General features: G+C 37.1%; 20 protein-coding genes and 2 pseudogenes. 8 read left to right on the top strand and 14 right to left on the bottom strand.

What is annotated here, in order from left to right; translation table 11 throughout:
• Nucleotides 1-162 precede the first annotated feature (162 nt).
• The gene (locus tag F6K06_RS16820; protein WP_287286855.1) at nt 163-285 is read left to right on the top strand and encodes a hypothetical protein; all 123 of its coding nucleotides are present in this window, start codon (nt 163-165) and stop codon (nt 283-285) included.
• Between the two features lie 430 nt (nt 286-715).
• Here F6K06_RS16820 and F6K06_RS16815 read toward each other — a convergent pair whose 3' ends face one another.
• Nucleotides 716-844, bottom strand: a complete 129-nt coding sequence (locus tag F6K06_RS16815) for a hypothetical protein (RefSeq protein WP_275670268.1) — start codon at nt 842-844, stop codon at nt 716-718.
• A gap of 251 nt (nt 845-1,095) precedes the next feature.
• Here F6K06_RS16815 and F6K06_RS16810 point away from each other — a divergent pair, with 251 nt between their 5' ends.
• Complete coding sequence (locus F6K06_RS16810) at nt 1,096-2,163, top strand: aldo/keto reductase (protein ID WP_124143103.1); 1,068 nt, start codon at nt 1,096-1,098, stop codon at nt 2,161-2,163.
• Nucleotides 2,164-2,324: 161 nt separating this feature from the next.
• Entirely contained in the window at nt 2,325-2,474 is a 150-nt protein-coding gene (locus tag F6K06_RS16805; protein WP_375339360.1) for a zinc ribbon domain-containing protein, read from the top strand.
• Nucleotides 2,475-3,251: 777 nt separating this feature from the next.
• Here the strand turns inward: F6K06_RS16805 and F6K06_RS16800 are convergent.
• The 3 genes from F6K06_RS16800 to F6K06_RS16790 form a co-directional block, all read right to left on the bottom strand.
• A complete protein-coding gene (locus tag F6K06_RS16800; protein ID WP_205127218.1) occupies nt 3,252-3,779 on the bottom strand; it encodes a hypothetical protein in 528 nt (175 codons plus the stop codon).
• 85 nt (nt 3,780-3,864) lie between these two features.
• A complete protein-coding gene (locus F6K06_RS16795) occupies nt 3,865-4,452 on the bottom strand; it encodes a PEP-CTERM sorting domain-containing protein (RefSeq protein ID WP_287242128.1) in 588 nt (195 codons plus the stop codon).
• Between the two features lie 165 nt (nt 4,453-4,617).
• The gene (locus F6K06_RS16790; RefSeq protein ID WP_287308866.1) at nt 4,618-4,872 is read right to left on the bottom strand and encodes a hypothetical protein; all 255 of its coding nucleotides are present in this window, start codon (nt 4,870-4,872) and stop codon (nt 4,618-4,620) included.
• 1,207 nt (nt 4,873-6,079) lie between these two features.
• Between F6K06_RS16790 and F6K06_RS16785 the strand changes: the two genes are divergently transcribed.
• The 3 genes from F6K06_RS16785 to F6K06_RS16775 all read left to right on the top strand — a co-directional run bounded on the left by F6K06_RS16785 (nt 6,080) and on the right by F6K06_RS16775 (nt 8,508).
• On the top strand, nt 6,080-6,769 hold the full coding sequence (locus F6K06_RS16785; protein WP_124143101.1) for a hypothetical protein: 690 nt from the start codon (nt 6,080-6,082) through the stop codon (nt 6,767-6,769).
• Nucleotides 6,770-7,223: 454 nt separating this feature from the next.
• Complete coding sequence (locus F6K06_RS16780; protein WP_124143100.1) at nt 7,224-8,207, top strand: aldo/keto reductase; 984 nt, start codon at nt 7,224-7,226, stop codon at nt 8,205-8,207.
• A 178-nt stretch (nt 8,208-8,385) separates the two neighbouring features.
• Nucleotides 8,386-8,508 carry a hypothetical protein gene (locus F6K06_RS16775; RefSeq protein ID WP_287287239.1) on the top strand — a complete coding sequence of 41 codons (123 nt, stop codon included), beginning with the start codon at nt 8,386-8,388 and terminating at the stop codon, nt 8,506-8,508.
• A gap of 209 nt (nt 8,509-8,717) precedes the next feature.
• On the opposite strand, the pseudogene F6K06_RS34020 reads toward F6K06_RS16775, so the two are convergent.
• The 7 genes and pseudogenes from F6K06_RS34020 to F6K06_RS16750 form a co-directional block, all read right to left on the bottom strand.
• Nucleotides 8,718-8,834, bottom strand: a pseudogene (locus F6K06_RS34020) (hypothetical protein); the annotation flags it as partial.
• 504 nt (nt 8,835-9,338) lie between these two features.
• Nucleotides 9,339-9,563 (bottom strand): hypothetical protein, encoded by a 225-nt coding sequence (locus tag F6K06_RS34015; protein ID WP_353734945.1) that lies wholly within the window; start codon nt 9,561-9,563, stop codon nt 9,339-9,341.
• A gap of 117 nt (nt 9,564-9,680) precedes the next feature.
• A pseudogene (locus tag F6K06_RS34010) lies at nt 9,681-10,127 on the bottom strand (DUF3598 family protein); the annotation flags it as partial.
• 414 nt (nt 10,128-10,541) lie between these two features.
• A complete protein-coding gene (locus F6K06_RS16765) occupies nt 10,542-11,027 on the bottom strand; it encodes a DUF2752 domain-containing protein (RefSeq protein WP_287242136.1) in 486 nt (161 codons plus the stop codon).
• Between the two features lie 143 nt (nt 11,028-11,170).
• A complete protein-coding gene (locus tag F6K06_RS16760) occupies nt 11,171-11,365 on the bottom strand; it encodes a hypothetical protein (RefSeq protein ID WP_287242139.1) in 195 nt (64 codons plus the stop codon).
• Nucleotides 11,366-11,421: 56 nt separating this feature from the next.
• The gene (locus F6K06_RS16755) at nt 11,422-11,910 is read right to left on the bottom strand and encodes a DUF5684 domain-containing protein (RefSeq protein WP_287242142.1); all 489 of its coding nucleotides are present in this window, start codon (nt 11,908-11,910) and stop codon (nt 11,422-11,424) included.
• Between the two features lie 167 nt (nt 11,911-12,077).
• Nucleotides 12,078-12,968, bottom strand: a complete 891-nt coding sequence (locus tag F6K06_RS16750) for an alpha/beta hydrolase (RefSeq protein WP_287242144.1) — start codon at nt 12,966-12,968, stop codon at nt 12,078-12,080.
• Between the two features lie 1,245 nt (nt 12,969-14,213).
• On the opposite strand from F6K06_RS16750, the gene F6K06_RS16745 reads away from it, so the two are divergent.
• Together F6K06_RS16745 and F6K06_RS16740 are read left to right on the top strand one after the other, a co-directional pair.
• On the top strand, nt 14,214-15,593 hold the full coding sequence (locus tag F6K06_RS16745) for an aminopeptidase P family protein (protein WP_287242146.1): 1,380 nt from the start codon (nt 14,214-14,216) through the stop codon (nt 15,591-15,593).
• 207 nt (nt 15,594-15,800) lie between these two features.
• Nucleotides 15,801-19,367 carry a CHAT domain-containing protein gene (locus F6K06_RS16740; protein WP_287242148.1) on the top strand — a complete coding sequence of 1,189 codons (3,567 nt, stop codon included), beginning with the start codon at nt 15,801-15,803 and terminating at the stop codon, nt 19,365-19,367.
• 612 nt (nt 19,368-19,979) lie between these two features.
• Here F6K06_RS16740 and F6K06_RS16735 read toward each other — a convergent pair.
• From F6K06_RS16735 to F6K06_RS16725, 3 genes are all read right to left on the bottom strand, one after another.
• The gene (locus tag F6K06_RS16735; RefSeq protein WP_124143093.1) at nt 19,980-21,302 is read right to left on the bottom strand and encodes a pentapeptide repeat-containing protein; all 1,323 of its coding nucleotides are present in this window, start codon (nt 21,300-21,302) and stop codon (nt 19,980-19,982) included.
• 517 nt (nt 21,303-21,819) lie between these two features.
• The gene (locus F6K06_RS16730) at nt 21,820-22,641 is read right to left on the bottom strand and encodes a pentapeptide repeat-containing protein (protein WP_240038761.1); all 822 of its coding nucleotides are present in this window, start codon (nt 22,639-22,641) and stop codon (nt 21,820-21,822) included.
• 730 nt (nt 22,642-23,371) lie between these two features.
• The gene (locus tag F6K06_RS16725) at nt 23,372-24,547 is read right to left on the bottom strand and encodes a pentapeptide repeat-containing protein (RefSeq protein WP_124143092.1); all 1,176 of its coding nucleotides are present in this window, start codon (nt 24,545-24,547) and stop codon (nt 23,372-23,374) included.
• Between the last annotated feature and the right edge of the window lie 437 nt (nt 24,548-24,984).

Genomic DNA, 24,984 nt, shown 5'->3' with positions numbered 1-24,984 from the left:
AACTTCAGAAGCATTTATTGTTTATAACAGCAACAACGGCAAATTGTTCTACAATGCTAACGGTACAGAAGCAGAATTTGGCAGTGGGGGTGAATTTGCTAATCTAACTAATATTGCATCTATTAGTAAAGATGATTTCTTGCTCAGAGGGTAATATCATGTTTGGTTGAATACTTACACTTTGGAGGAAGGAAGGCAGAAGGCAACCCACCCCTCGCCCCTCCCCCTCCCAGGAGGGGAAGGCAGAAGGGAAAGAAAGCTTCAAGGCCAGAAGTTTTTTTATAACTGATTATCCGCAATTCGTAGCTCCCCCTCCGGGGGAACATGATATATAGCAATGAGCGCTGGTATATTTACAAATTGCAGGAGTGGCCAAATAGCTAAAAATCTTATATTATTCCTTCGGAATGCTGCGCAAACGGCAATTTATTCCCCCAGATGAGCTGTTGCCAGATGAGCTGTTGCCTGCGCACAGGGCTATAAGCTAGTATAGACAAATTGATATCATATGGTATCGTTTGTGTAAAAACTTAGGAAATATCTACTTTCAAGTAAAAATTACGTCCATTGTGTTTAACTAGACCTTTGGTTTATGATGATGATGAAGCAGAATAATCAAGCAATATTATAGCGGTTTTCACAAAGGTAGACTACAGACAAAATATAAGTATGTTTTAATTTTAATAAGTTACAGACCTGACAGCTGTATTCTATATTAATGAAAACCGCTATAATTACCTCCTCTAGGTAGGTGATTAGCAAAAATAGCTGGTAGTCCTGCATGGTAATGGTGAGGATATATATTTTTTAATTTCTCCAACACTCCCGGTGCTTCCTTTACCATTACTATGCATCACCACCAAATAACTAATATCATGTCCGGATAATTAGTGATCAGAAAACTCTCTCCTTCAACTCCAGTTCTTCTTCTTCCTTCTTCTTTCTTCCCTCCTGACTCCTGAGGACTGACTCCTGAGGACTCCGTAGTTATTTATTTATCACTGTTCAACCGGACATGATATAACTATAAACTATCATAGATATTGTTTCATTAACTAATTTCACTCAGTTAATTATTTAGGAGTAGATGACAAGATGCAGTACAAATTATTAGGAAAAAGTGGACTCAGAGTATCCGAACTATGCTTGGGCACAATGACCTTTGGCGAAGACTGGGGTTGGGGTTCTTCTAAAGAAGAAAGCCAAAGAATTTATCAAGTCTTCCGTGAAGCAGGCGGTAATTTTATTGATACTGCCAACATTTACACCAACGGTACAAGTGAGAAATTTCTCGGTGAGTTTATTGCCTCGGAAAGAAATGCTGTTGTTTTAGCCACTAAATATACCAATGGTTTTGGCGATAATAATCCAAATGGTGGCGGAAACCAACGCAAAAATATGGTGCAGTCGGTAGAAGCTAGTCTCAAACGTCTTAATACTGACTATATCGATGTTTTATGGTTGCACGCTTGGGATTTTATGACTCCACCGGAAGAAGTAATGCGGGCATTTGACGATTTGGTTAGAGCAGGAAAAGTATTATATATTGGTATTTCCGATGCTCCTGCTTGGGTTGTTTCTCAATGCAATACCTTGGCTGAATTACGGGGTTGGACACAATTTATCGGTTTACAAATTGAGTATAGTCTGATTCAACGCACTCCAGAAAGGGAAATTTTGCCGATGGCGAAGACTTTGGATATTGGAGTAACTGCGTGGTCGCCTCTAGCTAGTGGTTGGTTGACTGGCAAATATACCAAAGCTAATACAGTAGAAGAAGAGCGCAGACTAGACAATGAAATGATGAAAGATTTTGTGAATCAGAGCGATCGTAATTTGAGTATTGCAAAAGAAGTAGATAAAGTTGCAGAAGAAATAGGAAAGAGTTCGTCACAAGTTGCTTTAAATTGGTTATTAAATAAGGGTGTAATTCCTATTATTGGAGCTAGAAAAGTTTCTCACATTGAAGATAATATTCAATGTGTGGATGTGAAATTATCAGCAGATCAAATTCAGCAACTTGAGAAAGTAAGTCAAATTGAACTTGGTTTTCCTCACGACTTCTTTAACGCAGATATGCCCAGAAACTTTGTTTACAATGGTACATTTGACAAAATTGACAATCATCGTTATTCACAATTAATGGATATCTCCAGAAAATAGGGAACAGCGAACAGGGAACAGGGAACATAGAACCCATTTGGGATTTATTTAAAAATATAGGGGGAGTGTGGGGAGTGTGGAGAGTGCGGGTAGAGTGGAGAGCATTGACTTAATCAAAGAATAACGATATAATACGTTACATTCGCCTACTATTAGACAGAATGTGTTCACACAGACATGAAATCCATGATATGCCATTAAATCTAAGGACTTATGATTGCCCTGACTGTGGGTTGTCAATAGATAGAGATTTAAACGCAAGTATAAATTTAAGAAATGCGGTCAGCTCGACCGTGAATGCCTGTGGATGAGTAACCGCCGACGGCCTCACAAGAAGCAGGAAGTAAACATCAAGTTGTCACTTTATGTGACGCTTTGTGTCAGTTTTATAGAGCAGTACAGGATATGCTCTGACCCTACGCTACATTAGACTTGTCGCTTAATAGAGGAAAAAATCGCTCCAACCTAGACAGAGCAATCATTGCAAGGCTTTTTGCTTCCCAATAGCTATAATCCTTATAGAACAAGGTTTTTGGTTTTTTTTAAGTTATAAAGCGACAAGTCTATTAATCACGCACTAACGCATCCTCCTTTCGGATTACACTTACTCCCCATGCTGAAAACTTAGGCAACGCCAGATTTTTCCTTGATATTTCTTAGGAGTCAACCTACCCGCGCGCCCAACCCACCCCCGCCCCTCCCAGGAGGGGAACCAGGAGAGGAACTCAGGAAGACAGAGTCACACGGGAATAGCTTTAATACCATTTTTCAGATCGCAAATCATTCTTTTCTCTTGGTGCGCTACCAGGTGCGACTGGCGTCGTCGCGGGGTCGCACCGCTCTCTTGGTCGATGGTGGGATGGCGTTAGCGACTGCTTTGTCAAAGGACATATCCTGCACGTGTCTTTTTATTCTTCTTACTATTCGTAACATTCTTTTTTCACACTTGGTATAACAGTAAAAAGATTCAGGAATTACGCAGAAACCCGGTTTATGAACGAATTTTGTAGTTTTAACAATAATCAAGGCAATAAACCTGGTTTCTTGGTTGGTTTCCGTAAGTATTGTAACTGATAACTGATAAATGACTACAGAGAGTGCATGCTGGCAACATTCAAACCACTTACCAACCCGCCAATATCAAAGAACATCATTGCCATCAATGCTAAAAAGTTCCGGTAAGAACAGGACGATTTTTTTGCTCTAAAATTGAGTCGCCATATTTCCACAAAACCCAGGTACAGGCAGCACCTAAAGGATAGGGTAAACAGAACACTGAATTCGTGATCTTCCATAAATAGGTAATGCACTAAAAGCGTATTTTCCAGCAACCAAGCTCTTGCACCGTTGGCAGGATAACGATAGCGCATATATACCCAATTTCCGGAAGTAATGGCGAAAAATGACAAGCAGGTTGACCAAAAGGTAAGGGTACGCATTTGAGGGAGAATTTTCCGAACTCCTCGTAATAGGGGAAATGCTAGATGTCCTGCATAAGAGATCAGAACTGTTGCTAATAGGGTGGCAAAACCATGTATTGCTCCCATATAACAAGGAAAGAGTTGGTTAGGACAGAGATTGATGATGAACCTGAGACAGAGAAAAGCTTTTACCACTGTTCCCTGTTCCCTGTTCCCTGTTCCCTGCTATATAACGTTGCCACGGACTCGGACTCAACTTGAGAAATACCGATGTCTTGTATTATTGCGATATACGCAATAGTACAGAACGAACGCCCAAACTACCCAATAGAAATAGACCAAAAATTGAACCTGGTTCGGGAACTTTTTCTGTTTCCTGCCCCAAAGTGTCACCATCAGCTTCGGAGTCAGTGACAATAGTAACCGCATAACCAGGACGAGAACCAGCATCATTAATAGATAAGTAACCAGGAATATTTTTGTCAAAGGCAGCGTGGGCAGATTGACGCCAGTTACTCAAACCTGCGGTTGTTAAACCTTCATTTACTGGAAAGTCCGAGGTCTCTGTGGGAATAACCACATTTTCTTCCCAGAAATATGAAACATAACCTTCCAATTCATCTTTCAAAAAAGAGCGATCGTTTAGCCACCACTTTCGACTTCTAGGGTCTCGAGAGTCCCCACCATCTGGCAAAACAACAATACCCATGCCTTCTCCACTACCTGCCCAGTTAACGGCATTGACTAAGAAACCGAGAGGACCGTTAGGACGAGGACCAGGAGTGCCACTATAGTGATTGTCAGCGTCCTGACCGCTCAGGAAAGTACGGTTTCCCCTGGCTGTAGATATTGCGCTTTTGTTATTCAAAATCCCAGTGGGGTCAAAATTTAATATTGATTCACTCCAAGCAGTTCCGATCGCTAAAACATCATAATTAGAAAAGTTGGGTGTGGAGTCTTGGGGATTCCAGAAAGTGAGATTCCAATCTAAACTGCCATCTCCTTCTGGGTCAAATGTTGGTGCTAGAGCAGCTTACTCCGAGATTTTGGCATTGTAAGCATCGGTCTGACCATACCACAGAACATTGAGAGATGCAGCATTAGCGACGGAGGCCGAAAACAGACCGAAAGTAGTAGCAATACCTAAGATTGCTTGATTGATTAAACGATGTTTTTGATTACTCATAATTATCTCCATTGGTAGATTAGATGTAGGTGCGAACGGCTGTTTGCCGTAGATTAAATGTAGAAACACTTCTGTAAAAATGCGGTTACTCTTGTTATTCACAACCGATACAATTCTAGAACGGGGTAAATATAGCGAAGTTGTCATAGAGGGCAATTTAGATATTATTGCAGCTTTCAGCCGTTGGGAGAGTGATGGTACACTTGACACGCAAAAGCTAGTAAAAAAACCACCATATATGCTTTTTAGCGATTCACAGGATCACTAGAATGTCTAATATTGTGTAATATTTCATTGGATGTAATCGTGAAAAGAGCAGTTCCTGAGATGCTTACAGAGTAAGGCTTTCATTCCTAGATTGCCCCTCATAGCAGCTTCGCTATATTTGACCCTTTTAAGATAAGATCTCCATCTTGAATTTCAACGTCTTCAAAAAATTCAGCCATTTTAGTTAGAACTCCGATTATTTTCTAGAAACTTGTATTTCTGATGTCTTGGCAGTTATGCAGTTTAGGAAAGATTTTACGCCATTTGAGGCTTGCTATTTACCGATTTACCCCGGATTATTGAGCGGTTATATTATTTCTCGGCGTAGATCAAAGGTTCGTGCAACCAGGGCTAATTAAAGCTTGAAAACATTGACTTGTATAGCTTTTAGCTATCTTGCTTTTTTATTGTCTGAAAGTTATTTCAGACAATAACGGAACGGAATCACAAGAGCTTCAGAGTTTTTCTGACTCGCTGCACTAAATAACGCCCACCTTCTATTTACGCCTAAACGATGGATTGTTGAACGCAATGCATGGGTGGCTAAATAGATTTAGGCGCGCTATGTAAGGATTATGAAGTCTATTCAGATGTAAGTGAAGCAATGATTTATGGCTCATTAATCCAACTCATGGTCAAGCGACTAGCTAATTTAAGATTTACTTTATGAATCAGCTCTGAGACTTTAAGTAAAAAACTGCAACAGAACTTAAGTCTGTAACGAAATTTGTCTCCCTGCACTGCTGAACCCAACTAATGGTACTATAGCTAATGATCTGAACTTAATAGACATCTCCTAAAATTAAAAATAAAATCAATTCTTATCCATAAATTGTCAATTATCAAAATAATTGGGTCGCGCAACGCCGCCTTAAGAGGCGAAATATTTTTGGATAGTTGCTCAAATCCCCGTTACAAAAATAACTTCTAACTTCTGACTTCTGACTTCGTTAATTCTCCCTGTTCCCTGCTCCCTGTTCCCTGTTACCTCTTTTCTGGAGATGTATAATATAAATATGTTGTATCTTATAAGGAGAAAAGCATGATGATAAGTAAGGATATTATGGAGCAAGTTACTCAAAGCTACAAGGTAATGCTGGCTTATCACCAGCAGGTTGGAAGCTTGTTTAAGGTTCTAGATAACCGATTCGCATCTGAGCATAACGCCAAAAAATTCTTACCTATATCCCTAAATAAGCTGTTCTCAGTTTGTGATGACGAGTATATGTTCTTAGATAACTATACTTTATTAAATCGCAAAGAACCTTACGATTCAGGACTACCATTTTGGTTGGGTCGCTTTTATGTTAATGCAGATTATTTAGTAGACGATACTCCTATCGATGATTATCCAGCAAAGCAAGTGCAGTATATAGCCTTTGTTTGGGTTTGGGTAGGATGTGACGATCCTAATGTAGTTGATGTGGACGAACCCGAATGTTGGATTGCTATTATTGAGCCAAAACCTACTCATCCTGAAACTCGGATTTATGATGTTGCGGAAATGATTTGGAAATGGATACGTATTGAAACAACAGCGGAAGAAGAATCAGACGGATGGATTGTAGGTCGTTTTTCTCCTAATGATTTCGGGTCTGAACTAAATGGTTTTTGGCACGTCAAGCGTTTCCCTCTAAAGGATATTTCGAGTATATATCACATCTACAAGCTCATCATTAATCCATTAACTGAAAAGCTAGCTCAGTTAGAAGGAGGCAAGAGCATCAGATGATATCCGGCAAATAGTTTGTAATATGTCAGATCAAGTCTGGTAGCATTTGTGTAATTTAGATAAGGAGTCAGGAGTCAACCCACCCCTAACCCCTCCCAGGAGGGGAAGGACCGAGTCAGGAGGGAAGAAAAATTTAGAAAGATTTGCCCTATGGCGCTCAGATTTTTATACCGAATTAAGCAGAGTTGAGATCATTGGGAGTGGAAAGAATTGAAACAATGCAGTCACTAAACTTGGGAATTGCTTTCGGTTTGTCATGCTTCGCCAACGATTTATCAACGCAATAACGGTTATTTACAAGCACATGATATCAATTTAAAAATGTTAGGACTTACGCAGCACAAAGTATTTCCGTCATTGCCAACGATAGGGAATCAATCTGAAATCCCAGTTTTTCCTACTTTATGCGTAAGTCCTGAATGTATCAAGTAATGCTCAATCAGGAGAATTAGTAATGAAAAAGCGTCAGTTAGGAAAGACCAATATTGAAATTAGTGAAGTTGGTCTAGGTACTTGGCAACTTTCAGGGGATGTGTGGGGAAAAAAAACGGAAGCAGAATATATCCAGGCAATTGAGGCAGCAATAGATGCAGATATTAATTACTTAGATACGGCTTTAGACTACGGAAATGGTTATTGTGAACAGGTAATCGGTAAAGCTTTACAGGGAAATTCTTCGGTAGTAATTTCTAGTAAAATTCCGCCTCAATGCGATGACTGGTCTCCAAAACCTCAAAGTAAGATTCAGGATTATTTTTCCTCTGATTGGATCGTAAAATGTTGCGACACTACCCTCAAAAATTTACGGCGGGAGTGCATTGATATTTTATTTTTGCATACTTGGAATCTGGCCTGGGGTCATTGTACGGAATGGTATGAAGCGATGCTAAAGCTAAAAGAACTGGGTAAAATTAGAGCCATTGGTATATCGGTTGGCGATCGCCGTGCTGGTGAAGCTAATAGTCATATTGAAGCAGGGCGGATTGATGTTGTTCAGGTGGTTTATAATATTTTGGAGCAAGAACCTGAATATACATTGTTTCCGATGGCTCAAAAACATCAGGTCGGGATTATAGCACGCTGTCCATTTAGTTCTGGTGCATTAGTTAGTGGCTGGACACACTCTCAAAAGTTTCCACAAGGGGATTGGCGTGGATTATGGACTCCTGATGATTGGGTAGCAAGACAGGTAGAAATGGTTGATTTGATTAAACCAATTGTCAAAGATATTAATTTATCTATGTCAGAGATAGGGTTAAAATATATCCTGAACAATCAAACTGTTACTTCTGTGATTCCGGGTTCCTCAAGTACCGAGCATATTCGTAGGAATGCTTCTGTAGCTAGATTACCTAATCTTTCGGAAGATATATTGCATAAATTGCAGCAACTTTGGTTGGATGGGAAAATACAAGGAACTTATAATGGCGGAGCTTAATAATCTACATTAAAATTTAGTATAAAAGAAACAGTCAGAAGTCAGGAGGGAAGAAAGGAGGAAAGAAGAAAAGTCAAAGATAATTTCAGTATTTCTTCGGTACTGTCAGTTCTTGAATTTTATTTATAACTGACCCGTCCGAACATAGTATAATGCCTAATATCAATTCTATAAATGTTTGCTACAAATAGCTAGGGTATTTCTTAGGAGTCAACCCACCCCTCGCCCCTCCCCCTCCTGGGAGGGGAAGTCAGTCGGACTGAGTCACACGGGAATGGCTTCAATACCAGTTTTGAGCTAGTAAATTCTCTTTTTCTCTTGATGCGCTACCAGGTGCGACTGTCGTAGTCGCGGGGTCGCACCGCTTTATCAAAGGGACATTTCCTGTAAAGTATGCACGACCGCGTCAGCGGAACGGAGTTCTATCGCACTTATTATTCGTAACATTCTTTTTTCAAATTAGTATAAGACCTTGGTTATTCAAGGTAGCAATATTTTTTGAAAATAGTATTACTTCTTTACCACTACCGGAATTTTTACCCAAAAACAACTCCCTACACCAACTTTACTGGTTACTTCAATTTTGCCTCCGTGAACCTGAATCAAGGTTTGAGCGATCGCCATGTCTAACTCTGTTCCTTGTTAGAAAGAGGTTTGTTATGGAATACATTTATTACCATTAACACAAACCTGCTTTCTATACAATTTTATACAATAACACTGGATTTGATATTACCGAAAAATTGTGGGTATGCGCCTCCCCTTTTAAGGGGTTAACGAAGTCATAAGTTATTTTTTTAACGGGGATTTAAGCCTCGCTCCAAAAATATTTCGCTTTAAAAGGCGGGGTTGCGCGACCCAATTATTTTGAGAAAAAAAGAGAATATTTCTGATGTCAAGCCTCCTGATTGCAGAGGTACTGATAACTAATAACTGATAACTATTGAAGAAGGAGACAGGAGACAGGAGACAGGAGACAGGAGGAAAATTACATGGGGATAGTCAACGAAGGGCCGCTCCGCATCTACGCTCCCCCAAGTAATTTTGAACACCCCCGTTGACGGTGGGGTATTAAACCCACAAAGAAAATGATAACTAATAACTGAAATGACCTACCACTATTTTTTTAGTTTAATTTTTCTGGTCAAATACTTCAGAAATTAACTGAATAAATTTGCCATCTTTATCGTATTTAATAATCATTCGTTTATACTTATTTTCAATTACCATCTTACCTACTACCAGTTCAAATTCTTCTCCTATTTTTACCTTTTCAGGAACATTTATAACTATACCATCAGGCAGAAAAAATGTTTGATTTTTACCTGCAGTTGGATCTAACTCAAGTTTTGTCATTTCTGCTTCTTGAGAAATTTGTAAATCGGGAGTCATAGACTGTTTTTGCCCCACCCAATTTCCCGATATATTTTTTAATTCTGCTCCTGGTTTTTGTTCAGGATAACTATTAAGATGTTCGCGAATTTGTGTAAACCCTGTTAACTCACCATTCTCTCCATAAATAGGAACAACGCTAGTCCGAAAATTTTGATGTTCAAAAAATAATTCACAACCAAAACGATGTCCTATTTTTAATTGTGGACACATCCAAGTTTTGGCTTCTTTACTGAAAGATAATGTCCTCATTGATTCAAATGCCGGATGAATCATTCCATCTGGTTGATTAGCAATTTATTTCTCAATTTGCCATTGTTTTTCTTCCGTACTACCATCAGCATAAGTGTAATTATTTTGCTGATTAATTACTGTTTTATCCTGATTTGCTGAGAATTTTCTGATACTTTGAAAGGATTTTATAACTTCTAATTCTAGAGAATATCTAGTCCAAATACCATACCAAGCTATTCCTTCTGGGGTATGATTTCCGAATAGGTTAGTCCAATTTTGTTCTTGTAGATTCATTGCTAATTAATTATTTTGTTTGACTAGAGAAATTATATCAAATAGTAAATTACTTCCGTCGATACTCCACATTCACAACAGAAAAACCCATTTTCAAATATGCCAATAAAAAAATGGGAGGCTTTAGACCACGATTTTTCAGTAAAGTTTTTTAACCAGCTAAATTATTCGTAGCATTCTTTTTTATATTTCATATTAGGCGTTGCATAAATGCGGGATGATTTTAATAGTTTTGTGGAATGAGCATCTTACCCGTTCCCACGCGGAAGTTAAAGGTCAAAAGTATTCCTTGGTAAAGCTTTTAGGATTTTTTAACTGGTTAGTTATTTCTGCCATTCTGCACTAGAGAAATAGAATAGGGGAAAAAGATGGAAATTTACCTCCAAATTCACCATCTCCCTACAGTCCCCACACTTAACTAATAACCCCAAATAACCAATTTCCCAGGGTGGAATGAATCAAAAAATTATAAATTTCTCCAGTTTTCCACAACTCTTGTAGTCGTGTTCCATGATAACCAAATAAAACTAGAAAACAAAAAATCTGAAAATGATGATTTTGAATTAAAAGTACATAAAATGTTCGGATTTTTCGATTATTTATTAATTCCAAAACAATATGTAAAATTGCAATTATAAACACAACAAAAAATACAGGCCCAAATAAATGATAAGCGATCGCCTGACTCAAATTTCCTCGTGCAAATGCCATCAGGGAGCGGGTTAACCCCCATCCAGGGCAAGGAATACCTACATAACGTAAGAGTGGGCATCCTAGAAATGATATTTTCAAACCAAAATTAAATAGGTAACTACCAATAATAGGAAGAAGAGCGATCGCCAGATAAACATATCGCTGACATCGTTCTTTATCTGATAAGAATTCAGAAAACTTTTGCATTTCAACTTATTTATCAAAATAATTGGGTCTAAAACCCCACCTTTTAAGGCGAAATATTTTTGGAGAGTTGCTCAAATCCTCTACTTCCCCTCCTGGGAGGGGTTAGGGGTGGGTTAACTTCTGAGTTCTGAGTTCTGACTTCATTAACGACTACGCAATATATCCCAACCAAAACAACTGAGATAAATTACAATTGTTGCTGCTTGTTGAAAGATAACTAATTCTATAGTTTTGAGCAAAAAATTAGTCTCTGATTGAGAATAAGCAGCCATCGAACCCCCTGCCAGAATAGCAATAAGAATCAAAAAAATTACTTTCCTGTATTTAAGTTTGAGCATTATTCAAATTACTCCTGTAGTTAATCAATATTACTACTTCCTTTGTTGAAAAAACTTTAGGTAAATGCTACATATCCAAAGACAAAGAAAGCTGCAAAAGGAATGATACATATCAACAGTAACCAGGGAGATTTATTCAACTTCTTAAATATTGTTACCCAAGCCATAATTGATTTAATTGCAGCAATGATATTAACACATGGAATATAAGATAAAATTGTCCATAGTACAGGTTTTTCCTCATCAGCAGCTTTGAAAGTAATGTATGTACCTAAAATCGGAATCCAAGCATACCAAGCATCTTCAACATTTAATTTTTGGTAAATCTTATAACAGAAAAACGCCGTTATTAAGTATCCCGCAATAGAAACTAAGTTTATAGCAGTGATAAAAGCATCAACCATAGCTGGGTCTATTTTTTTAAGAGCATCAACCACAGTTGGGTCTATTTCCGGTGGTGGAGTTATTACTTCCTCTGCCGAAAAAATTGGTAACATCATACCAACTGCTGAATTAACTACTAAAAATTCACTCAGATATAACATTTGTCTTAATTGATTAAGGTTAACAAACTGCCTCAGTTTTTTCTGGTTTTTCTAGACATTTTGGCAGTTAATTCGGTAGTACTAGGAATTAATGGTAAAGAAATATTAATTGGGAATTGGGAGTTGTTAAAAACCCTCTACCATAATTATTCACGACTACCTAATTCCTAATAACTTAATAAACCATTTCTTATGAAAAAATCCTCAATATGTTTATAAACTTTAAGATTTTCACTATAACTAAATCCTCCATGTCCACCCCCTGAAATAGTTAATAATTGATTCGGTACATTAACTTGATTAAGTGCTTCATGAAATTTCACAGCATGATTATATGGGACACTTAAGTCAGCATCGCCGTGAACAGTAAAAATTGGTGGGAGTTCAGAATGTATATAATTAATAGGAGAAATACTCTCGGCAATTTCCAAGCGATCGCTCTGGTTGCCCATCCACTCCAGAGCATAATCTCGAATATTCGGCCCCTCAAGTAAATCTTTGACATTCGTAATGCCATACCAATTAACTACCGCAGCTACCTTCAATTCTTCATCAGCAGAAGTAGGTAACATAGCAGTTGTCATGGCTAAATGACCTCCGGCAGAAAAACCACTGACAATGATTTTTTCCGGATCGAAATTGTACTTCTGGGAATTTTTTATCGTCCAACCTAAAGCAGACTGACAGTCTGTTACTGCTGCGGGTGCTAATGACTGTGCTGCCAAACGATACCCCACATTCACAATGGAAAAACCCATTTTCAGATATGGCAATAAAAAAAATAATTCCACTTCTTTTGGGCGGTCTACCCAACCACCACCGTGAATAAAAATAACTACTGGGTGGGGTTTGGTGGTGAGGGACTGATAAATGTCTAATTTTAAATCGTAGTTATTGACAGTCAAATATGTAATCTGTTTATGAATACGATAGTTGTTGAAAAATGCCACAATTTCAGCAGCGGGATTTGATAATATTTTCCAAGTAATTATTGGTAAAAAGTTATAGCCAAGAAATACTGCTTGATATGATGCTTTAGATAGATAATTATTTAACATTTCTGAAAAAGAGGGAGTAGGGAGTAGGGAGTAGGGGGGAAATAATTGATAATTTATGTAAGCATTTCCTAGGTGATGCTGCGCAAACAGCCGTCAGCTATCAGCTATTGTTTTTGCTCTTGCTTTAAACCCTATATTAAGGGATATTATTAAGCCAGAATCTAGTCATAACTAAATTTTACAAAAGCAGGTTACTTTGACCTTAAAGTCTATATTTATTTAAACATTTTCGTAAGCATTCAGCTATCAGCTTCATTCCCTATTTATTCTTGCTTTTTAACCTGCTATAATAGTCAATTTTAAAAAAATTAAAATTATCTATCATTTGCGATACCAATCATCAAAAATAATACTGCAAAAAGGAAACTAGAAAATTTTGCCGAGAGTTGACTTATCTCTAATCTCTTAATTTATCCTTCCTTCTTTATTCTTGCTTTTTAACCAGGGATAATAGTAAGATAGGTATTTTTTCAAATTATCTTTCATTTGTGATACCAATTATCAAAAATCATAGGGCAAAAAGGAAACTAGAAAACTTTGCCGAGAATTAATTTCTCTCTCATCCTAGAAACTATTTATTTACATCATTGTTGACTTTCTCTTAATTTATTCTTCCTTCTTCCTTTTTTAGCTAGTACAATAATAAATTAGATATTTTTTCAAATTATCTTTCATTTGTGATACCAATCATCAAAAATCATAGGGCAAAAAGGAAACTAGAAAATTTTGCTGAGAATTGATTTCTCTCTCATCCTAGAAACTATTTATTTATCAGGACTTACGCAAATACACTACACAAGGGTTATTGGTGCCTTACGCTAGCGCTAACACACCCTACCAATAGCGTTCATGTGTAAGTCCTATTTATATCATTGTTGACTTTCTCTTAATTTATTCTTCCTTCTTCCTTTTTTAGCTGGTACAATAGTAAAATAGGTATTTTTTCAAATTATCTTTCATTTGTGATACCAATTATCAAAAATCATAGGGCAAAAAGGAAACTAGAAAATTTTGATTTATATCCTTCTTATTTCTTCCTTCTTCCTTCTTTCTTATGATTTATTCTTCCTTCTTCCTTTTTAAGCTGCTACAATAACAAATGATAGATATTTTTTCAAATTATCTATCATTTGTGATACCAATCATCAAAAATAATACTGCAAAAAGGAAATTAGAAACTATTTATTTATATCATTGCTTCCTTCTTTCTTCTTCCTTATTCCTGACTTTATATAAATAACTCTCATGCATATTCCTAACTTACATACTTCTCTAGCAACAACACTTCGTAACCGACGACAAAAATTAGCAAAATTAATCAATTTTCCCGTCATACTTTGGTCAGGAAGTCGTAGTCCCCGCAACTTTCCAGCTAATACTTTTCCCTTCCGTCCTAGCAGTCATTTTCTCTATTTTGCTGGACTACCTATTGAAGATGCTGCTATACATTTAGATGGAGAAAAATTAGAACTATTTATGGATAATGCACCACCGAGTAGTCTACTTTGGCATGGAGAAATGCCTAGACGCGATCACCTAGCTGAAATTATTGGTGCTGATGCTGCTTTTCCTATGCAAGAATTGAAATCTCGCGCCACAAATGCTGCGACTATTTATGTGCAAAATTATCCTACTCAAACCACACAATTTAAAACTCTGAATAGAGATATTTCTGCACCTAATAACCCCAAAGAAATTGACTTAGAGTTAACAAAAGCGATTATCTCTTTAAGACTTAGCCATGATGCCACAGCTTTAACAGAAATAAAACAAGCAGTAGCAGTAACTGTAGAAGCTCATAAAGCTGGAATGGCAGCCACCAAAAATTCTAAATTCGAGTCTAATATCCGAGCCGCAATGGAGAGTATTATTATCTCCCATAATATGACTTGTGCTTACTCCAGTATTGTGACTGTACATGGAGAAGTTTTGCACAATGAACAATATCATCACCCCCTACAAACAGGAGATTTACTATTAGCAGATGTGGGAGCAGAAACAAATTTAGGTTGGGCGAGTGATGTGACTCGAACTTGGCCTGTTTCTGGTAAATTTTCTCCCACCCAACGAGATATTTATGATGTAGTTTTAGCTGCTCATGATACTTGCATTGCTCAAATAAAACCTGGTATTGAATATTTAGATATTCATCTATTAGCAGCTCAAGTTATTGCGGAAGGATTAGTAAATTTAGGAATTTTAAAAGGTGAAGCAGAAGACTTAGTAGAAATGGATGCTCATGCCTTATTTTTTCCTCATGGAATCGGTCATTTATTAGGTTTAGATGTTCACGATATGGAAGATTTAGGAGATTTAGCTGGATATGAAATAGGTCGGGAGCGTAGTAGTCGTTTTGGTTTAGGTTTTCTACGATTAAATCGTCCATTAATTCCCGGAATGTTAGTCACAATTGAACCTGCTTTTTATCAAGTACCAGGCATTTTAAATGACAAAGAAATGCGTCAAAAATATCAAGATATTGTGAATTGGGAAAAGCTAGAAAAATTTGATGATGTTCGAGGTATTAGAATTGAGGATGATGTTTTAGTAACTCCAAATGGTGCTGAAGTTTTGACTCAAGAATTGCCTAGTGATATTGATTCAATTGAAAACTTAGTCGAATAATTTTTTAGGTCAATAAATCAATTCAATATCAGCATTTTTAATTTTGGATAAAAATTGTCACAGAAAAAGTTCACTATTTATTCTGTTAGTGGGATTGGTAGAGAATATAACTTACATCTAAAATATTAAAAATCAATATCAATACTAAGAGAAATTAATACATAGACGCACAAACTTTTTTTGAATTTTGTATAACTGACAACTAAAATGACCAATAACCCAAATGCCAAAACCATCCTTATCCTAGCAGCTAATCCTAAAAATACTGCCCCCCTAAGATTAGACCAAGAAATACGAGAAATAGACGAAGGGTTACGCCGAGCTAATAAACGAGACCAATTTCAATTACAACAAAAATTGGCTGTCCGTGCCCGTGACTTTTATCGAGCTATTTTAGATTATCGACCTCATATAATCCACTTTTGCGGACATGGTACGGGACAAGATGGTATTGTTTTGGAAGATGAAATGGGAAAAATGGTGCTGGTTCAGACAAATGCTCTGGCTAGTATGTTTAAATTGTTTGCGAAAAAAAATGTCGAATGTGTACTTTTAAATGCCTGTTATTCGGAAGTACAAGCGGAGGCAATTAGTCAATATGTTAATTATGTTATTGGCATGAATAAGGCTGTAGGAGATAATGCTGCGGTGGCTTTTGCTGTGGCTTTTTATGATGCTCTTGCTGCTGATTATGAGGTGGAGGAAGCTTATGAATTAGGTTGCTCACAAATGATGAGTTACCTAGAACATCAAACTCCAATTTTAAAGAAAAAAGATTTAACTGATACTTCTATAAATGATGAGAATTTAATTACTGATGATCATATAATTCCCCCTAATCCTTATCAAGGTTTATCGGCATTTAAAGAGGAAGATGCCGACTTCTTTTTTGGGCAAGAAAAGTTTGTGAATAAGTTAGTTGAAGTAACTCATAAACAACCTTTAATTGCTGTAGTTGGACCTAGTGGTAGTGGTAAATCTTCTTTGGTATATGCGGGATTAGTTCCTCAATTGAGAACAGAAAAAAAATGGTTGATTGAATCATTTCTTCCGGGAAAAGAACCGTTTTTATCTTTGGCTTTTGTGTTGGTTGGACAATTGGAACCGGAAGCGGGTGAAACGCAAAAATTGCGGGAGGCGACGGGATTAGCAAGTGATATGCAGGAAGGTAAAATCACTTTTTCACAGGTAGTTAATCGCATTTTAGAACGTAATCCAGGTCAACAATTATTGTTAATTGTTGACCAATTTGAAGAATTATATACCCTTTGTCGGGAGAAAGAAAAACAGGAACGTTTTGCTGAAGCATTGTTAACAGCTATTAGAGAAGAAAATGTTAAACTGGTTTTAACATTACGGGCGGATTTTTATGGATATGTGCTTTCTTATCGTCCGTTTCGAGATGCTTTGCAGGAATATACGCCACAGTTACTTAGTTCGATGAAACGGGAAGAATTACAACAAGCAATTGAATTACCTTCTCAAAAATCAGAGGTACAATTAGAGGCAAAATTAACAGAAATAATTTTGGATGATGTGGGAGAAGAACCCGGAAATTTACCATTATTAGAATTTGCTTTGACTCGGTTGTGGTCAAAACAGGAAAACCGAGTATTAACTCATCATGCTTATGAGGAAATAGGAGGGGTAAAAAAAGCGATCGCTAATCATGCAGAACAAATTTTTCAACAATTAAAAGAGACAGAGAAAAAACAGGCAGAGCGAATATTTGTACAATTAGTACGTCCGGGGGAAGGTACAGAAGATACGAGGCGTGTTGCTACCCGTGGGGAAGTGGGAGAAGATAATTGGAATTTAGTCAGTTATTTGGCGGGGTATCAAGCGAGGTTGGTGGTAACGGGGAGGAATGAACAGGAAAATACGGTGGAGGTAGTGCATGAAGCCTTAATTCGAGAGTGGGGAACTTTGCGGGATTGGATAAATGCTAGCAGGGAGTTTAGAACATGGCAGGAACGTCTGCGGGCGACAATGAGTTATTGGCAAGAGAATAACCGAGACCAAGGAGCTTTATTGCGGGGAGTGGCACTCGCTCAAGCACAGGAACAACTGACACAACGTCAGGAGGAACTTTCCCCAGACGAAGTAGAATTTATTCAGTTAAGTCAGCAACTGCAAGAGCAGGAACAAAAAAGAAAACAACGGCAACGTCAACGGATATTTGCAGGGTTGGTTACATTTTCTGTGATAATTTCTCTACTTGCTGTGTGGTCAGAAATGCAACGACGGCAAGCTGTCCGCAGCGAACGCAAAGCTGAGATGAGAGAGTTAAAAACTCGCATAATTTCAGGAGAGAGAACTTTAGATCTCCAGTTAGCAGCGCTGAAACTAGAGCAACAAGCAAATGGCAGCACAGAAAACATACAAACCACCGATATTCTGCAACAAACTGTTAACTGGGAAGGATATAAAGAAATCAATAGCTTAGAAGGACATGAAAATTATGTCATAGGTGTAGCATTTAGCCCCAAGGGAGATTTAATTGCTTCTACAAGTTGGGATAACACGGTAAAACTGTGGAAACCAGATGGCACTTTGATACATACTCTCACCGGACATGAAAATTATGTCATAGGTGTAGCATTTAGCCCCAAGGGAGATTTAATTGCTTCTACAAGTTGGGATAAGACAGTGAAACTGTGGCGCTTTAACCAAGATGACTTGACAGCTCATGCTTGCCAGTGGATGAGTGACTACCTGAAAAACAATCCCAATGTCACGGAAGAAGAGCGTCGTCTCTGTGGAGTAGAAGCTTCGGTAACGGCTTTGTTTTTCCAGGGTGAAAAGTTAGCAGCAGAGGGAAAAGTTGACTCAGCTATTTCTGCTTTCCAAAAGGCTGTTAAACTTGGCTCTAATTTTCCCTTTAATGCAGCAATAGCAAAGGAGTTAGCACAGGAGAATAAAGTAAAAGAAGCGGAGAAGTTATTGAGGGCGTTTATCAAACTGGATGACAATATTGATTTGTTGCCAAAAACGGAAGTTAAAGACCAAAACCCAGTATTAGTAGTGCGTCAGTTTCAAGCAGAAGGGAAAGTAAAAAAGGCAGTGCAATTGATCAAAGACCGGAAAATTGAGGAAGCAATAAATAAGTTTAAGGAAGCTCAAAAGTTGCAGTCTGATATTGACCTGAATTCAGACACGGAGGAAATAGAAATAGATGCAGAAGCAGTGGCGAAAAAATTAGCTGCTCCGGGTAAAGTAGAAGAGGGAAAATATTTAGCCAAAGATGGAAAAATTGAACAGGCAATTTCTTTGTTTAAGGAAGCTCAAAAGTTGCAGTCTGATATTGACCTGAATTCAGACACAGAGGAAATAGAGAAAAATCCAGAAACAGTGGCGAAAAATTTCGCTGCTCTTAGTAAATTAGAAGTGGGAAAAACATTAGCAAAACATGGAGAAATAGACGAAGCAATTAATCTTTACAAAGAAGCAAAAAAATTAGATTCAGAGTTAGAAATAACTGCTGATGATTGGAGTTACATTTGTCATCGTGGTAGCTTATATAATCGAGCCAAAGATGTAATGTTTGCTTGTGAAAAAGCAGTTAAAATCGCGCCGGAAAATGGAGGTTTTATAGGTAGTCGTGGTTTGGCACGGGCATTAACAGGAGATTTTCCTGGAGCTATTAAAGACTTTGAGGCGTATATTAAATGGACGGAAGATGATGAGTTCAAAGCACGACTACAAGGCTGGGTTGATGCTTTAAAAAAAGGGGAAAATCCTTTTACAGAAGAGGTGTTGGAGGAGTTGAAGTAGAAGTCAGAAGTTTTGATGAAGTTGTAAGTTTTTTTAATAATCAACAAATTTCAATGCTTGTACTTTCCATCTATGTAAACCGGATTTGGTATCAGGAGGAATTACAGAGGATGTAGTCCGAACATGGGGTAGGGGCGGGTTCATCTGATAATCTGTAATATCATGTCCGGATAATTAGGGTTTGCTGAAAAAGTCTTATGGGTAAGGGTAGGAGACAGGAGACAGGAGACAGGAGACAGGAGAAATGGGAATGAGCGAGGAGGTAAGAGGAAGAATAATCAAGGGATTATTCTGCGCAACTATGAGCCTAAAATGCGCTCTTTTTTGAACCATTACGACCATTAAGCTTGGACTTTTTTTTACTAAAAAATGCGCTCAACCTTAAGCATTGACATATAAAGACTTTAGCCTGTTTGGGGTAAAAAAAAGTGCAAGCTTTTCAGTCTAAAACGCTCAAAAAGTTAGTATTTTAGGCGCATAGTTGGGCAGAACAATCTTGGGAAAATTCTTACTCCTACCTCCTCGCTCATTCCCATTTCTCCTGTCTCCTGTCTCCTGTCTCCTGACTCCTACCTCAACAAAAAGACTTTTTCAGCAAACCCTAATTATACTTTAATATTTATCCTGAAAAATAGCTCCACGTTTAACTAACTCTTGCTTCATTTCTTCATTAATTCCTAAATTTTCACCAAATATAGCACCTTCTAATTCTGCACCTTCTAGGTTAATTTCTCTTAAATCAGCTTTCAATAATTTAGTATTTTTCAAGTTAGCATCCATCAGATTTGCCATTTTCAATTTTGCATTTGATAATTCTGCATCACACAGTTGTGCTTTTAGCAATTTAGCTTCATTTAATGAAGCACCTTTTAAGATAGCATTAAATAATAAAGTGTTGCTTAAGTTAGCACCTTGCAGATTAGAATTAGACAAATTGGCTTTGATCAAATTAACATCTGTCAGATTAGCATTAGTTAATTTACTATTGGAGAGATTAGTATTGCTGAGGTTAGCATATCTGAAGTTAGCATATCTGAGGTTAGCATCTGCTAAATTAGCATTTCCCATATTAGCGCCTTTCAGGTTTGCATATTCAAGGTCAACACTATTTAAAGTTCTACCATAAGCGCCATGATTCACAATATCCCAAACAAGATACCACTTATCATCTAATTCCGTTGCATAATTAATTTTTACTCCCCTGAAATTAACATGATTTAAGTTAGCATTTATCAACTTTGCATAATTAAGATTAGTATCACTTAAATTAGCACCTTCTAGATTAGCACCTTCTAGATTAGCACCTTCTAGATTAGCTCGATTCAATTGAACTCTAAGAAGGTTAATTTTAGATAAATTAGCACCTTTTAAATTAGAATCTTTAAGGTTAACATCTGTTAAATTAGCATAACTAAAATTAGCACCTTCTAGATTAGCTTCGCTGATGTTTGCTTCATCAAGTTGAGCATAACTAAAATTAGCATCTGTGAGATTAGTATTTCTGAGATTAGTACGAATTAAATTAGCATTAGTAAAATTGGCTTTAATTAATTGTGCATCTGTAATCTCACTACGCCAAAGATTAGCATTCTCTAGGTTAGCATTCCCTAGGTTAGCATCTCTCAAACTTATCCCTCTAAGGTCTGCGCTCTTTAAATTAACATTATTAAGGTTGGCAAACCACATTATTGCCCCACTCAGATTAGCATGACTTAGATCGCTATTACTAAAATTAGTTCTTTTGAGGTTGGCACAAATTAGATAAGCGTCCCTGAGAATAGCTTCAGTGAAATTAATATCATTTAGATCGCAAAGACTCAGGTCAGCACACTCAAGACTTATACCAGTAAAATTGTTAGTCAATTTTTGATTGCTAGTTTGAGCACTATCATTAATTAGTTTCTGCAGTTGATCAAGTGATTTTTGATTTGCCATATAGAGTTACTCTTTCACACTAATAGGATGTTATTTAAAAGCCATCGCTAGAGTTAATTTAGTCAAGTATAATTCTGAATAATTACACTTTGACTAATAGAATTATAATCTAGTAAACTTTCTCATGGTTAGTTTTTACCATTTCATCTGAACTCTCAAAAATTACTAAAAAATCATCAGCTAGGATAAACAGAAGAATCTCAGAAAGAATACAAAATCAATCAGATTAATAATTATTAATTAAATGATTTGGCGTTGGTGATTTGAGGTATGATATCTTTTCCTAATAAGAGCCATATAGAACTCCGTTCCGCGCTCCATGATTATGCTGATGCAACACTTCCCATTAACATTTCCGGTAGCATTTTGACAGGAAAGTTGTGCGCCAGCAAACAAAAAACTTTCTTCTTCTACTCCTGTTTCTTCTTCTTTCTTCCTTCCTGACTCCTGACTCCTAAATAATTAAGATTAATATCATACACGCGCTTCAGCAACGCCGATGATTTTTTCTCTGATTCTAATTATCCTCAAAAAACGCTCCACGACTAATTAAATCTTGCTTCATTTCATCAGATAAACCAGAATCATGCCATAACCTAGCATTCTCTACTTTTGTATTCTGAAAATTAGCTCCTTTTAAATTTGTTAATGCTAATCCAGCTTGACTTAGATCGGCATCAGTTAAATTAGTATTACTCAAATCTGCATCACTTAAATTGGCATTACTCAAATTAGCTTCACTCAAATTTGCCCCACTCAAATTTGCCCCACTCAAATTAGCTAAAGCTAGACTAACACGGCGCAAATTTGCCTCAGTTAAATCGGCATTACTTAACAATGCTCCACTCAAATCTGCTCCACCTAAATTCACTTTTCCAAGATTAGCTTCACTCAAATCTGCATCACTTAAATCTGCACCCCGTAGATAAGCTCCATACAAATTTGCACCACTCAAATCAACGCCACATAAATTAACTCCTAATAACTTAGCTCCTGCAAAATCTAAAGCAGGATTTATATCAGCGATACTTGCTAACTCCAGTAAATTTTCTGTATTAGCTTCAACCACTTTCTTTATTATTATTCTAAACTCTGAAAAATCACAACCTGCAGTCGTTGCAGACAATATCAAAGTTTGTAATTCCTCTGAAGATTTGTATTGCAATGACTCAGAAGTTAAGTTAGAGTCAAATTTTTGCGATCGCAACCAAAGCACCAATTTTCTTTCTAGCACAGCGAGTTGATTGGGGCTAATATTATGAGGCCATAATCCTTCAATTGCAGTCATAGAATCAACAATTTTCTCAGCTATATTTTTAATTGTTATAGCAGTTTTCACTACCGGAAAATCAGTTTAGAGTCAGGAGTCATAACTCAGGAGTCAGGAGTCATAACTCAGGAGTCAGGAGTAGGGAAGTAGGGGGGACTTGGAGTGGAAAAAACTGTGAGCAGGAAAGAAACCGAAGTACATCCTCTTTCTTTTAATTGGAGCTGAGGCGATCATAGCTGACATTATTACAGTGCTTTTGCTGATTGATAAACCACATCGTCATAACTAAAACCCTATAGGGGCGTTTTGCTCCGCAACATATAAAGCGGAAACTCTACGTCAGCGAATGGCCATTTGCTAGCGCACAACTACGTTAACGCCCCTACTTGTGGTATACCGAAATGAAAACCGCTACAGGTAATTTGTTCCCAGTTCAATAGACTTGTCGCTTTATAACTTAAAAAATACCTAAAAACCTTGTTCTGTAAGGATTGTAGCTATTGGAAGGCAATAATGCTTGGAATTATTGCTCTGTCTAGCTTAGAGTGATTTTTTCCCTTTATTTAGCGACAACTCTAATCAATACAATTACGGTTGAAGGACTGCCGATAAATAATAATAATTAATAATTAACAATTACCTCTCCTTCAAAGAAGGACATTGACTAATATCATTTCTCATCCATAAAAAATGCGATATTTAGTAACTATTCCATCACCCCATCTCCATCAATACTTCTGCTCAATTACTTAGCTTTGAACCATCTTACTTATACCTAAAATCAGCAACGCTTATTTTTCTATTCTGAAATCTCAAATAATGCCCCTTGTTTCAACCATTCCTGCCTTTGATGTTCAGAAATACCTATATTTTGAGCAAATATTGTCTTCTCTAAAATTGCATCTTTTAAATCTGTCCGTTTTAAATTAGCTCCATATAAATTGGCCCCACTTAAATTAACTCCACTGAGGTCAGCATTTTGTAAAGAAGCATTACTTAAATCTACATTGACTAATTTAGCACTGGGCAGATAAGCACTACTCAAGTCAGCACCACTGAGGTTAGCATTGCTTAAATCGGCACGAGGTAATTTTGTCCGCAAATCTGCATCTTTGAGATAAGCTTCTACAAGTTTAGCATCTCGTAAATTAGCATTACAGAGATTAGCTTTACTTAAATTGGCACCATTAAGATTAGCTCCACTTAAGTCCGCAAGGGTTAAGTTAGCGCCACTGAGATTGGTCTTTTGTAAATTTGCCCCAACAAAATTAGCATATTGGAGGTCTATCCTACTTAGATCGCTACCTGCAAAATCTGCCGTAAAATTTAGAGCTACAGTTTGAGCAATTTCTGTAAAGTTATTGCCCAGTTGCTTTGATAATAATTCTTTGGCGATCGCTATCTGTTGTTGCCTACATTCTTCTGCCTTTCCATCATCCTTCATTGATTGGTATACTAACCGGAGATTAAACAAAGCATCCCCTTGGCTAATATAATTATCTATTTTTTTCGCAAAAGCTAACTGCTGTTGATAACATTCTTTGGCCTGGGCAAATTCTCCCAAACCATGATAAGCTATCCCTAAACTGGAGTAGGCTTGTTCGCAACCAAATTCGTCTTGCATTTCTTGAGCGATCGTCAAACGTTTTTGTTGATATGCAACTGCTTGTGAATAATTTTCTAGAGCATAATAAGCATTTCCTAAATTACCTAAGGCTTTTCCTTCTCCTTCTCGGTCTTGAATTTCTCTGGCAATATTTAAGTGTTGTTGATAATATTCTATGGCTAAGTGATAATCTAATAATGTGTTATAAGCAACACCTATATTTCCTAAAGCTGCAGCTTGTTTACGGCGGTCGGAAATTTCTTGGTAGATAGCTAATGCCTCTTGCCAAGATTCCAAAGCTGCTTCAAATTTATGATTTTGATATTGATATATCCCTTGTTTGAGCAGTTTGTCTCCTATTTCAGTCATATTTTTACAGTTTTTTTTACAGTTCCTTAAAAATACTATATTACCCTAGTTTAATGTCTTTTTTAATTCTACAATATAGCACGCTAAATAGTTGACTATACTAAGTGTCTAAACAAAATTAATTACATACTTTGTACCAAAATAATCAAGCAGTTTTTTGAGATAATTAAGTAAATTTTGCCTGCTCTGAGGCACATCAAATTCAATCCATTGATATTTAATAAATTTCCAGATAATCTCAGTTAAGTTTGGCTGAGGCGAGTCAGTAGGTAACCCAAAAATCTGGAAATTTATTGACCGAAAAATTATGGTCAATAGCCTCCCTTTTTAAGGAAAAAACAGTCCTTAGTGGAGCTTCCCGTAGGGCGGGATGGCTCCAAAACCTGTGACATATAAAATCGACCAAGATAAAGAGAGTATTCCAGATTTTAAGCCTC

It is taken from the genome of Okeania sp. SIO1H4, from assembly GCF_010672695.1.
GTDB classification, from domain to species: Bacteria; Cyanobacteriota; Cyanobacteriia; order Cyanobacteriales; family Microcoleaceae; genus Okeania; species Okeania hirsuta.
This window is presented reverse-complemented; position numbering and strand designations above follow the sequence as displayed.